This window comes from Streptomyces sp. NPDC000983, from assembly GCF_040299205.1.
Taxonomy (GTDB): Bacteria; Actinomycetota; Actinomycetes; order Streptomycetales; family Streptomycetaceae; genus Streptomyces.
This window is the reverse complement of sequence record NZ_JBEPBM010000005.1, coordinates 247,848-259,270: the sequence shown is the minus strand read 5'-3', so window position 1 is coordinate 259,270 and position 11,423 is coordinate 247,848. Positions and strand designations below refer to the sequence as shown.

The following is an 11,423-nucleotide window of genomic DNA, read 5'->3' as shown; positions in this document are numbered from 1 at the left end:
GAGGGCCTTCGTTGCTGTGCGCCGCCAGGGACTCGAACCCCGGACCCGCTGATTAAGAGTCAGCTGCTCTAACCAACTGAGCTAGCGGCGCATGACTCACGTCGGCTGCGGGATCTGGTGTCTCGCGGCTGACGACAGAGAAAATACTACCTGGTCCGACGGGGTGCTCCGAACCAAGGTCGGACGGACCCACCCAGGGGCGCGGGGAACTGCGCGACCAGCCCCCACCGGCCCGCACCCGAGGAGCGAGACCTAGATCGCCAACGACAGCAGCACCGGCGCCGCGTTCCGGTTCAACGCGTCCGCCGCCTGCTTCAGCCGATGCGCGTGCTCCACCGGCAGGGACAGCGCCAGACACCCCACGGACGCCCCCGCCGTGATCGGCACGGCGGCGCACACCGTGCCCACCGCGTACTCCTGGAGGTCCAGCACCGGCACCGTCGGCGGCTGGGCCTCCAGCCGGGAGAGCAGCAGCTTGTCGCTGGTGATGGTCCGCGAGGTCAGCCGCGCCATCTTGTGCCGGGCGAGATGGTCGCGCCGGCCGTTGTGGTCGAGCTGGGTGAGCAGACTCTTGCCGACCGCCGTGGCATGCGCCGAGTAGCGGAAGTCCACCCACTCGTTGACCGCCGGCGCGGCCGGACTGTCGGCGTACTGGGTGACCTTCACCTCGCCGTCGACGTACCGGCTGATGTAGACCGCCGCGCCGACCGAGTCCCGCAGTCGGTCCAGGGTGCGCTGGAGCTTCTCCCGCAGCGCGTCCTCACCGTCCCGCGCCGAGCCCAGGCGGGTGAGCGCCTCGCCGGTGACGTACGCGCCGTCGGCGCCCTGCTCGACGTACCCCTCGCGGCGCAGCATCCTCAGCAGGCCGGTCAGGCGCTCGGGGCTGAGGGTGGTGTGCCGGGCGAGTTCGGTGTCGGTGATCCCGGTGCTGTGCCGCGCCACCGTCTCCAGGACGCGCAGGGCGTCCTGGGCGGAGTGGTACGGCGCGGTCGGCTCGTGCTTCAGCGCCACGGTTTCCCCCTGCGCTCGCTCGGTCGCACTATTACTGGGCCGTAATCAGGTCGGCGAAACATCTCCACGATAACCGGCAAACGGCCTGTGGTGAGCGGGTGTTGACGAGAATGTGGCGCCCTCAGCAGGGACCCTGTCACTCTGGCATATGCCATAGGCATGCCACGGCGCCCGGACCTCGTGTGATGGAGGCTTCACTTCCCGTGGTCACAGGACCGCGCCGAGAAATTCCCGGGTCCGGTCGTGCTCCGGGTCGCTGAAGATCTTCTCCGGGGGACCCGTCTCGATGACCCGGCCGGAGTCGAACATCAGTACCTGGTCGGAGATGTCCCGGGCGAAGTTCATCTCGTGGGTCACACAGAGCATCGTGATGTCGGTGGAGCGGGCGATGTCCCTGAGCACGTCGAGGACGCCCGCCACCAGCTCCGGGTCGAGCGCCGAGGTGACCTCGTCCAGGAGGAGCACCTGCGGCCGCATGGCCAGGGCGCGGGCGATGGCCACCCGCTGCTGCTGGCCCCCGGAGAGCTGCGAGGGGTGCTTGTCGAGGTGCTCGGTGAGACCCACCAGCTCCAGGAGCTCGCGGGCCCGCTCCTCGGCCGCGTCCTTGGACAGGCCGAGCACGGTGACCGGCGCCTCGGTGATGTTCCGCAGCACCGTCATGTTCGGGAACAGGTTGAACTGCTGGAACACCATCCCGATCTTCTTGCGGACCTCGCGGACCTGCTTCTCCGGCGCGGGGAACAGCCGCTCCCCGTCGACGGTGATCGTGCCCTCGTCGGGCTTGATCAGCGTCATCAGCAGTCTGAGGATCGTGGTCTTGCCCGAGCCGGAGGGGCCGATCAGCGTGACGTGCCTGCCCGCTCGGACGGAGAAGTCGAGGCGGTCCAGCACGGTGTGGTCGCCGAACCGCTTGGTGACCTGCTCCAGCCGGATCAGCTCGCCGTTCACGGGCTCGTCGGCGGGGTCGGCGTCGGGACCGGGCTTGAGGTCAATGGACAAGGCGTCGCTCCAGGGCTCGCAGAAGAAGGGAGGCCAGATAGGAAATGACGATGAAGGCCACGCCGATCACCGTCAGCGGCTCGGTGAACTGGAACTGCTCCTGGGCGAACAGCCGTGCCTCGCCCAGCATGTCGAGGACGGTGATCGCCATCAGCAGCGGCGTGTCCTTGAGCATGGCGATCACGTAGTTGCCGAGCGCCGGCACCACCCGCCGGATCGCCTGCGGCAGGATCACCGCGGTCCAGGTCCGCCGCACGGGCAGGTTCAGCGCGGTCGCGGCCTCCCACTGGCCCGCCGGCACCGCCTCGATGCCGGCCCGGTAGACCTGCATCGTGTACGTCGAGTAGTGCAGCCCGATCGCGAAGACACCCGTGGTCAGCGCGGAGAAGGTGACTCCCCACTCGGGCAGCACGTAGAAGAGGAAGAACAGCTGCACCAGCAGCGGGGTGTTGCGCACGAACTCGGTGACCGCGCCCACCGGCCAGGTCACCCAGCGGGACGGCGTGCGCATCAGCAGCGCCCACACCAGACCCAGCGCGAAGGAGATCAGCGAGCCGAGCGCCAGCGCCTGCAACGTGACCAGCAGGCCGTCCCAGAACTGCGGCATGAAGTCCGAGACCGCGTTCCAGTCCCACGTCATGACACACCACCGCCCACCGGCTCCGCTACGACGATCTTCTTCTCCGGCCGCTTGCCGACCCCTGCCTTGAGCTTCTTCTCCAGACCCCGCATCACCCGGGTCAGCGCGAAGGCGATCACGAAGTAGACCAGCAGGATGTACGTGTAGATCTCCGCGCTCTCCTGGAGCGCCAGGCGCACCAGGTTGCCGCTGAAGGCGAGGTCGCCCATGCCCATCACCGACACCAGCGCGGTGCCCTTGAGCAGCTCGATCAGCAGGTTGGAGAAGGGCGGGACCATCTCCGGCACCGCCTGCGGCAGCAGGATCAGCCGCATCCGCTGCCAGGGCGTGAAGCTGAGCGCGATGCCGCCCTCCTGCTGCGCCGGGTCGACCGCGGTGAGCGCGCCGCGCACGATCTCCGAGCCGTAGGCGCCGTAGGTCAGGCCCAGGGCGAGGGTGCCCGCCCACAGGGGCACCAACTGCCAGCCGAAGGCGGGCGGCAGCACGAAGAACACCCAGAAGATCATCACCAGCGCGGAGGTCCCGCGGAACACCTCGGTGTAGAAGCCCGCGAGGAAGCGGACGATCCACAGCCGGTGGGTGCGGGCGATCCCGGCGACGAAGGCGACGGCCGTGGCCAGCAGCGCGCTCAGCACCAGCAGTTGGACCGTGACCCAGGCGCCCCTGAGCACCAGTTCCCAGAGTCCTGACGTCATCCGCCCGTCCCCCCGCCGCACAGCTCCTTCGCGGTCAGATCCGTCATCTCGGCCTCGGTGAATCCGAACGGCCTGAGAATGCGCAGGAGTTCACCGCTCTTCTTGAGCTTGTGCAGCTCGACGTTGAAGGCGTCCCGCAGCTTGGTCTCGGTCGGCCGGAACGCGAACGCGCCGCCGTCGACGTGCGGTTCGCCGTCCACGAGCGGCTTGAACGGCTCGATCGCCTCGGCCTTGGTGGACTTCTTCACCACCTCGCGGACGGTCACCGCGGTCCCGGCGAAGATGTCGGCGCGGCCCGCCTCCACCGCGTTCAGCCCCGCGACCTGGTCCGGCACGATCAGGATGTCGCTCTCGTCGTACCCGGCGTCGATCGCGTACTGGATGTCGGCGTACCCGGTCCCGGTCGAGAACCTGGCCTTCTTCTCCACCGCGTCCTGGTAGTTGCGCAGCCCCAGCGGGTTGCCCTTGCGCACGGCGAAGCAGTCCAGCATCTGGTAGTCGGGGTCGGCGAAGATGACCTGCTCGCAGCGCTCGGGATTGACGTACATCCCGGCCGCGACGACGTCGAACTGCTGGGAGTTGAGCCCGGGGATCAGCGAGCCGAACTCCGTCGGCACCGGCTGGACCCGGTCCACCCCGAGCCGCTTGAAGACGACCCTCGCCAATTCGGGTGCCTCGCCCGTCAGTTCACCGTTCCTGTCGATGTAGCCGAACGGGATCTCGCCCGCTATCCCGAGCCGTACGACACCCGCCGCGCGCAGCCGGTCGAGCAGGTCGCCGCCGTCCTCGGAGGAGGCGGTCGCCACCCGCGAGCAGCCTGCCGCACCCAGCGCGCCGAGCGCCGCCACCCCCGCGAGCAGCGTCCGACGGCTGGTTCTGTGTATGTGTTCTACGTGTTCCCGTGGTGGAGCCATGGCGGCGCGGCTACCCGAGCCGAACCGATGTATGCACCCTGTTCTCATGACTGATCGGTTCACCGGGGTCTCGCCGGTGAGGCGGGACATCCGCTGCACGGACCAGGGGGCGCACGGGCTCGGCGGGGGAGACGCTCAGCTTCCGCCGGCGGTGACCTGCCCCTGGTACAGCGCGTGCGCCGCCCGCAGCACCAGGTCGTCCCGGTGCCGGGCGGCCACCAGCTGAAGCCCCACCGGCAGCCCGTCGCCGTCCGTGCCGACCGGCACCGTCGCGGCGGGCTGCTGGGTCATGTTGAACGGGTACGTGAAGGGCGTCCACCCCGTCCAGCGGCGGTGCCCGGAGCCCTTGGGCACCTCGGCGCCCGCCTCGAACGCGGTGATCGGCAGGGTCGGGGTGACCAGCAGGTCGAAGGTGTCGTGGAAGCGGCCCATCCGGCGGCCCAGGTCCATCCGCACATCGACCGCGGCCAGGTAGTCGAGGGCGCTGTACCGGGCGCCGAGCGCGCGGATCTCCCGCAGCCCCGGGTCCAGTTCCACCAGCCGCCCGGCCCCGAGCCGCTGGGTCACCCGGGCCGCGCCGCTGAACCACAGGGTGTGGAAGGCGTCCACCGGGTCGCTGAGATCGGGGTCCCGCTCCTCGACATGGGCGCCGAGCCCGGCCAGCCGCTCCACCGCCCGCCGCACCACGGCCGCGACCGCCGGCCGCACCGCCACCTGACCCCCGAACGACGGCGAGTACGCCACCCGCAGCCCCCGCACCCCGCCGTCGAGCCCGTCGCTGAAGGAACCCGGAGCGGGCCCCAGCGCCGACCAGTCACGCGAGTCCGGCACCCCGATGACGTCCATCATCAGCGCCGCGTCCGCCGCGTCCCGGGTCATCGGCCCGACGTGCGACAGCGTCCCGAACGCGCTCGCCGGATACAGCGGCACCCGCCCGTACGTCGGCTTCAACGCGAAGATCCCGCAGAACGACGCCGGGATGCGGACGCTGCCGCCGCCGTCCGTACCGAGCGCGAGCGGACCCGCGCCGAGCGCCACGGCCGCCGCCGCGCCGCCGCTGGAACCGCCCGCCGTGCGCGCCGGGTCCAGCGGGTGCCGGGTCACACCGGTCAGCGGCGAGTCGGTGACGCCCTTCCAGCCGAACTCCGGGGTGGTGGTCTTGCCGAGGAAGACGGCGCCGTGCGCGCGCAGCCGGGCGACGGACGGCGCGTCCTCGTCCCAGGCACCCCCCTCCGGGACCGTCCGGGAGCCCTTGAGGGTGGGCGCGCCCCGCATCAGCAGGAGGTCCTTCACCGTGACCGGGACCCCGTCCAGCAGCCCGGCCGGCTCCCCGCGCCGCCACCGCTCGGCCGACTCCCGGGCCCGCGCCAGCGCCGGCTCCGCGGTGATCCGCACGAACGCGTTCACCTCCGGCTGGATCAGCTCCGCCCGCTCCAGCGCCGCACGCGTGGCCTCCACGGGGCTGAACGCCCCGGTGCGGTACCCGTCGAGGAGCTGTACGGCGGTCAGTCCGGTCAGGTCGGTCATACGCCCTCCAGCGAAGCGAAGTTCAGCGTCCCGGCACGTACCCGCGTTGCTTGTCGACGACGTTCGGCAGGGTTCTGCCCGCCGCCCAGCGCTCGTAGAACTCCACGAACTGGGCGGCCAGTTCGTCCCGCCAGCCGACCGTGTCGCCGCTCATGTGCGGGGACACGATCAGTCCCGGAAGCCGCCACAACGGGCTGTCAGGGGTGAGGGGTTCACGCTCGAACACATCGAGCGCGGCGCCCGCGATCCACCGCCTGGACAGCGCCTGGACGAGTGCCTCCTCCACCACGAGCTGCCCCCGCCCGACGTTGATGAACCGGGCGGAGGGCTGCATCACCCCGAACCGGCGGGCGTCGAACATGCCGCGCGTCGCCTCGGTGAGCGGCGCGGCGGCGATCACCCAGTCCGCGCGCGAGATCAGCCGGTCCAGGTCGCCGGGCCCGTGGATACCGGTCCGCGGCTCCCGCCCGACGACCGCGCAGGTCACCCCGAGGGCCTTCAGCGTCCCCGCGATCGCCCGCCCGATGGGCCCGGAGCCGACGACCGTGGCCCGGGTGCCGCGCAGCCGCCGCGACTCGCGGTGCCGCCAGGTCCGGTCGGCCTGGAGTTCGAGCGTGCGCGGCAGGTCCTTGGCCATGGCCAGCACCAGGGCGGCGACGTACTCGGCGATCGGCTCGTCGAAGACACCCCGCGCGTTGGTCACCACCGTGTCGGAGGCGGCGAGTTCGGGGCAGACGAGGTGATCGACGCCCGCGCTCGCGGTGTGCACCCAGCGCGGCCGGGGCCCCGCGCCGGGCCAGGCGTGCCGCACGGCGTGCGAGGTGAAGTCCCAGACCAGCAGGACGTCCGCGGACGGCAGCTTCTCGGCGAGCGTCGCCTCGTCCGCGTGCTCGATCCGCACCCGTCCGGTGAGCCTGCCGAGCCGGGGCGGGGGATCGGCGTCCAGGACGAGGAGCGTGGGGAGGGTCATGCCGTCCCTTCACCGGGGTGACCGGGCGTCTGACATGGGCGGATTGACCACGCTCGCACCCCAACCCACCTTCGTCAACACGGCCGGTGCGCACCCGGGGCGGTGTCCGCCACGGACGTCTCCCCTCCCGGCGGTCCGCGCCCTCGACTCCGCCCTCGACCGCGAACCGGGGCGCTGCCGGAGGCGCTGCCCCCTCCGCGCGCCGGGTGGCGCCGTACCCCGGGTCGCTGGCCGAGTACGTCGCCGAAGCGGGCGTCAGGGTGACGGGGTGTGCGTTCACGGGGCTGACGCGGCACATATGGAGGGTGCCGTACTGATCCCGAAACTGGAGGCGGAGCTGCGGATGCCGGTGATCTCGGCCGACCAGGTGACGATGTGGGCTGCCCCGCGCAGGCTGGGTACCCGGACGGTGGGGCCGTACCAGGCGCTGACCGATCCGGCCGCCCGCGGCACCGGCCCCGCACTTCCCGACATGGAACAGCAGCAGGAGGGCTCGACATGACAGCACTCGGATTCCTCTACCCGGGACACTCCGCCGAGGACGACTATCCACGCATCGAGCAGCTCCTGGGCAGCGACATCCGGCTGGACGTGGTGCACACGGACATCGGCGAGGACGCGCACCGGGTGGACGCGCTGCGCGAGATGGGCTCGCCCGAGCGGCTCGCCGCGGGCGTCGAGGAACTGCGCCTGACGGGCGCGGAGGCGGTGGTCTGGGCCTGCACCAGCGGCAGCTTCGTGCACGGCTGGGACGGCGCCCACGAGCAGGTGCGCACCCTGGCCCGTGCGGCGGGCATGCCGGCCTCCTCGACGTCCTTCGCCTTCGTGCACGCCACGGCCGAGCTGGGGGTGCGCCGGGTGGCGGTGGGCGCGACCTACCCCGACGACGTGGCGGACCTGTTCGCCGCGTTCCTGCGCACGGGCGGCACGGAGGTGGTGTCGGTCCGGGGCTCCGGGGTGAGCACCGCGGCCGAGGCCGGCGCGTGGACCGATGAACAGGTCCTGGAACTGGCCCGGCGAGCGGACCACGAGTCGGCGGACGCGATCCTGCTCCCCGACACGGCCCTGCACACGGTGGCCCTGATCCCCACCCTGGAAAAGGAACTGTCCAAGCCCGTCCTCACAGCGAACCAGGTAACGGTCTGGGAAGCCCTGCGCCTGACAGACCGCAGGGTAAACGCCCCCACCCTGGGCTCCCTCTTCACCAGGGAACCGATCATCCAGGCATAACCCCTGCCCTCAGCCCGCCCGGCGTTTGCGAACAAGGCCCGCTTCCTCCAGCCCGCCCGCCGCTTGACGACAAGGCCCGTCCCCCAGCCCACCCGCCGCTTGAGCACGAGGCCCGTCCCCTCCAGCCCGTCCGGCGTTTGAGGACGAGGCCCCTTCAGGCCCGAAGCGGGGGTCTGGGGGCGGCAGCCCCCAGGGACGGGACGGGAAGGGGCGGCGGGGGCGAGAAACCATGCAGCCGCCCCCGCCCCGGGGAATAAACCGGAGCCACCCTCCTGTTACCGCCCGGAGACCCACGCCGGCACGAACCAGGAGGCACGAACCGATGGCGGCAGACGAGATCCGGGGCGAGACACACGGCACCGCCCCCACCCCCCTCTCCGTACTCGACCTGGTCACCGTCGGCTCCGGCACCACCGCCACCGAAGCCCTGCGCACCAGCGCCACCCTCGCCCGCCAGGCGGAGTCACGAGGCTTCCACCGCTACTGGGTGGCCGAACACCACTCCATGCCCGGCGTGGCCTCCTCCTCCCCGGCCGTGATCCTCGCCCACCTCACCGCCCACACCACCCGCATCCGCCTCGGCTCCGGCGGAGTCATGCTCCCCAACCACGCCCCCCTGGTCATCGCGGAACAGTTCGGCACCCTGGAGGCCCTCGCCCCGGGCAGGATCGACCTGGGCCTGGGCCGAGCCCCCGGCACCGACGGCGCCACCGCCGCCGCCCTCCGCCGCACCGACCGCCTCGACGAGGGCGCCGACGACTTCCCCCAGCAGCTCGCCGAGCTCATCCGCTTCCTGGACGACGACTTCCCCGACGGCCACCCCTACCGCAGGATCCACGCCGTACCGGGCCCGGTCCAGGCGACGTCCCCCGGCGGCGTCCAGAGCCCGCACCGCCCACCGGTCTGGCTGCTCGGCTCCTCCGGCTTCAGCGCCCGCCTGGCCGGCACCCTCGGCCTGCCCTTCGCCTTCGCGCACCACTTCTCCGCGCACAACACCGTCCCGGCGCTCGACCTCTACCGCGAGTCCTTCCGGCCCTCGGAACTCCTCGACGCGCCCTACGCCGTCATCGGCGTCTCCGCCCTGGCCACCGACGACCCGAAGGAGGCCGCCCGCCAGGTCCGGGCCACCGGCCTGAACATGGTCCGGCTGCGCACCGGCCGCCCCGGCCTCTTCCCCAGCCCCGAGGAGACGCAGGCACACCGGTTCAGCGCCATGGAGGAGGAGTTCGTCGCCTCCTGGAGCGCCAACATCGTGCACGGCACCGCCGACGAGGTCCGCTCCGGCCTCGACGACCTGCACAAGCGCACCGGCGCCGACGAGCTGATGCTCACCTCGCACGCCCACCGCGGCGAACTGCGCCTGCGCTCCTACGAACTCGTCGCGGACGCCTACGGGTTGCCGACCGCCGCCTGAACCTCCGGCGAACGCAGCAGCTCGGAGATACGATCCGGCGCCACCGGCCGGGAGTACAGCCACCCCTGGCCGGTGTCGCAGCCGATCCGCCGCAGCCGGGACGCCTGCGCCGAGGTCTCCACGCACTCGGCGGTCACGGTCAGCCCGAGCCGGTGCGCCAGCTGGATCATCGCCTCGACCACGACCTCGTCGGCCGGGTTCGGCGCGATGCCCTCGCCGTCGTACTGGAAGCCCTTGACGAACGACCCGTCCAGTTTCAGCACCGAGACCGGCAGCCGGCTGAGGTAGGCGAGGTTGGAGTAGCCGGTGCCGAAGTCGTCGATCGCGATCCGCACGCCCATGTCGCTGAGGGCCTGGAGCGCCTGCTGGGGGCGCCCGCCGGAGCCCATCACGGCCGACTCGGTCAGCTCCAGCTGGAGCAGATGCGGCGCGAGCCCGGTCTCCGCGAGGGTCCGGGCCACGTCCGCGACCAGGTCGGAGTCCCAGACCTGACGGACCGCCACATTGACGCTGACGAAGATCGGCGGCTCGTCCGGATGGGCCAGCTGCCAGCCGCGCGCCTGCCGGCAGGCGGTGGCCAGCACCCACCGGCCGAGCGGCACGATCGAGCCGTCCTCCTCGGCCAGTCCGATGAACCGATTCGGCGTCAGCAGACCGAACTGCGGATGGTCCCAGCGCACCAGCGCCTCGACCCCGCGCAGCCGCCCGTCCTCCATGCACACCAGCGGCTGGTACTCCAGCACGAACTCCCCGCGCTCGATGGCCGGCCGGAGCGTGGAGGCGAGGGCCTGACGGGTCATCCGGTGCGCGTTGCGCTCGGGGTCGAACAGCGTCCAGCGGTTCTTGCCGTCGGCCTTCGCCCAGTACAGCGTGGTGTCGGCGGCCTGCATCAGGGCGGTCGGGCTGGTCCCGGCGGCGTGCCGCTCCACCACCCCGATGGACGCCGACACCGACAGCCGCCGGCCCGAGATGTCGAAGGGCGCCCGAAGCGCGTCCAGCACCGACCCGGCGAGGTCGGCGAGTTGCTCGGTGCCGGTCGAGTCCTCGACCAGCAGCGCGAACTCGTCCCCGCCCAGCCGGGCCACCAGCGGGGTGGCGGCACGGGCGTACCCCGCCTCGTCCGCGCACCGGCCCAGGCGCTCCGCGACGGCGGCCAGCAGCCGGTCGCCCACCCGGTGCCCGAGGGTGTCGTTGACCGCCTTGAACCCGTCGAGGTCGAGGTAGCACAGCCCGACCCGCCCGGTGCCGCCCTCGTCGTACGCCTCCGCCTCCAGGGCCGCCGACAGCCGCTCGAAGAACAGGGTGCGGTTGGGCAGCCGGGTCACCGGGTCGTGGTTCTGCAAGTGCCGCAGCCGGGCCTGGAGTTCACGGCGGGCGCTGATGTCCGTGACCGACAGGAGCACCCCGCCGCGCTCCTCGGCGGGCAGCGGCGCGATGGCGATCTGCACCCACAGGCAGTGTCCGTCGTGGTGTTTGAGCCGGCGGGTGCAGCGCAGCCGGGCCTGCCGGCCGCGCAGCACCTCGCGGTACGCGTGCCAGGTACGGGCGTCCGACGTCAGGTCCACCAGATCGGCGGCGACCGCCCCGGCCAGCGCCTCCGCACTGCTGCCGAGCAGTTCGCCGAGGGCCGGATTGGCGCCGGTGACCAGGCCCTCGCGGTCGACGACGGCCATCGCCAGGGGCGCGGCGTCGAACGCCGACCGGAAGGGGGTGGCCGACGCCCGGTCGTGCGGACCGGTGTGGCCGCCGAGGCCGGTGTGACCAGGACGAGAGGACGACCCTTCGCTACTTTCTGTGACAGCCGGCCCGATGAGATCTGCCGCGGGCACCGGCCCTTCGGACGTTCCGCTCACCGCTCGCTCCCGCAGTGCACTCGGTCTTCGGATGGTCTCGTCGCGGTGGCCGGCCGACCTGTCGGCCGCCGACCGGATCCGTGCAGGAAAGAGATCAGGACAGTACAGGAAAGGGTCAGGAAAGTGTGCCGATCATAGAGGCTGGGCTCAGGCCCTTCCAGCCACCGTCC

At 71.8% G+C, this 11,423-nt stretch carries 10 protein-coding genes, 1 tRNA gene and 1 pseudogene; 3 read left to right on the top strand and 9 right to left on the bottom strand.

Going from position 1 to position 11,423, the window contains the following annotated elements:
• Positions 1-17 precede the first annotated feature (17 nt).
• The 8 genes from ABT296_RS08190 to ABT296_RS08155 form a co-directional block, all read right to left on the bottom strand.
• Positions 18-91: transfer RNA gene (locus tag ABT296_RS08190), tRNA-Lys, on the bottom strand.
• Between the two features lie 161 nt (positions 92-252).
• Positions 253-1,011, bottom strand: coding sequence for an IclR family transcriptional regulator (locus tag ABT296_RS08185; RefSeq protein WP_351924524.1), 759 nt, complete (start codon positions 1,009-1,011; stop codon positions 253-255).
• A 207-nt stretch (positions 1,012-1,218) separates the two neighbouring features.
• Positions 1,219-2,010: an ectoine/hydroxyectoine ABC transporter ATP-binding protein EhuA gene (gene ehuA / locus ABT296_RS08180; RefSeq protein ID WP_351924522.1), complete on the bottom strand. Its 792-nt coding sequence runs from the start codon at positions 2,008-2,010 to the stop codon at positions 1,219-1,221.
• A complete protein-coding gene (ehuD, locus tag ABT296_RS08175) occupies positions 2,000-2,650 on the bottom strand; it encodes an ectoine/hydroxyectoine ABC transporter permease subunit EhuD (protein WP_351924520.1) in 651 nt (216 codons plus the stop codon). Before ehuD ends, ehuA begins: the two co-directional genes overlap by 11 nt.
• Positions 2,647-3,345 (bottom strand): ectoine/hydroxyectoine ABC transporter permease subunit EhuC, encoded by a 699-nt coding sequence (ehuC, locus tag ABT296_RS08170; protein WP_351924518.1) that lies wholly within the window; start codon positions 3,343-3,345, stop codon positions 2,647-2,649. The genes ehuD and ehuC overlap by 4 nt, the downstream gene beginning before the upstream one ends.
• On the bottom strand, positions 3,342-4,259 hold the full coding sequence (gene ehuB, locus ABT296_RS08165) for an ectoine/hydroxyectoine ABC transporter substrate-binding protein EhuB (RefSeq protein WP_351924516.1): 918 nt from the start codon (positions 4,257-4,259) through the stop codon (positions 3,342-3,344). Before ehuB ends, ehuC begins: the two co-directional genes overlap by 4 nt.
• Before the next feature lie 135 nt (positions 4,260-4,394).
• Positions 4,395-5,786 (bottom strand): amidase, encoded by a 1,392-nt coding sequence (locus tag ABT296_RS08160; protein WP_351924514.1) that lies wholly within the window; start codon positions 5,784-5,786, stop codon positions 4,395-4,397.
• A 22-nt stretch (positions 5,787-5,808) separates the two neighbouring features.
• Positions 5,809-6,756 (bottom strand): D-2-hydroxyacid dehydrogenase, encoded by a 948-nt coding sequence (locus ABT296_RS08155; protein ID WP_351924512.1) that lies wholly within the window; start codon positions 6,754-6,756, stop codon positions 5,809-5,811.
• A 152-nt stretch (positions 6,757-6,908) separates the two neighbouring features.
• Here ABT296_RS08155 and ABT296_RS08150 point away from each other — a divergent pair.
• The 3 genes and pseudogenes from ABT296_RS08150 to ABT296_RS08140 all read left to right on the top strand — a co-directional run.
• Positions 6,909-7,258, top strand: a pseudogene (locus ABT296_RS08150) (maleate cis-trans isomerase family protein); the annotation flags it as partial.
• Positions 7,255-7,986, top strand: a complete 732-nt coding sequence (locus ABT296_RS08145) for a maleate cis-trans isomerase family protein (protein ID WP_351924510.1) — start codon at positions 7,255-7,257, stop codon at positions 7,984-7,986. The pseudogene ABT296_RS08150 and the gene ABT296_RS08145, both read left to right, overlap by 4 nt.
• Before the next feature lie 322 nt (positions 7,987-8,308).
• Entirely contained in the window at positions 8,309-9,400 is a 1,092-nt protein-coding gene (locus ABT296_RS08140) for an LLM class flavin-dependent oxidoreductase (protein WP_351924508.1), read from the top strand.
• Here the strand turns inward: ABT296_RS08140 and ABT296_RS08135 are convergent.
• Positions 9,376-11,253 carry a putative bifunctional diguanylate cyclase/phosphodiesterase gene (locus ABT296_RS08135; RefSeq protein WP_351924506.1) on the bottom strand — a complete coding sequence of 626 codons (1,878 nt, stop codon included), beginning with the start codon at positions 11,251-11,253 and terminating at the stop codon, positions 9,376-9,378. The genes ABT296_RS08140 and ABT296_RS08135 overlap by 25 nt on opposite strands.
• Between the last annotated feature and the right edge of the window lie 170 nt (positions 11,254-11,423).

Excerpts from the sequence above, each read along its gene's own strand:
- ehuD (WP_351924520.1), bottom strand. The coding sequence starts at position 2,650 with ATGACGTGGGACTGGAACGCGGTCTCGGACTTCATGCCGCAGTTCTGG.
- ehuC (WP_351924518.1), bottom strand. The coding sequence starts at position 3,345 with ATGACGTCAGGACTCTGGGAACTGGTGCTCAGGGGCGCCTGGGTCACG.
- ehuB (WP_351924516.1), bottom strand. The coding sequence starts at position 4,259 with ATGGCTCCACCACGGGAACACGTAGAACACATACACAGAACCAGCCGT.
- ABT296_RS08160 (WP_351924514.1), bottom strand. The coding sequence starts at position 5,786 with ATGACCGACCTGACCGGACTGACCGCCGTACAGCTCCTCGACGGGTAC.
- ABT296_RS08155 (WP_351924512.1), bottom strand. The coding sequence starts at position 6,756 with ATGACCCTCCCCACGCTCCTCGTCCTGGACGCCGATCCCCCGCCCCGG.
- ABT296_RS08145 (WP_351924510.1), top strand. The coding sequence starts at position 7,255 with ATGACAGCACTCGGATTCCTCTACCCGGGACACTCCGCCGAGGACGAC.
- ABT296_RS08140 (WP_351924508.1), top strand. The coding sequence starts at position 8,309 with ATGGCGGCAGACGAGATCCGGGGCGAGACACACGGCACCGCCCCCACC.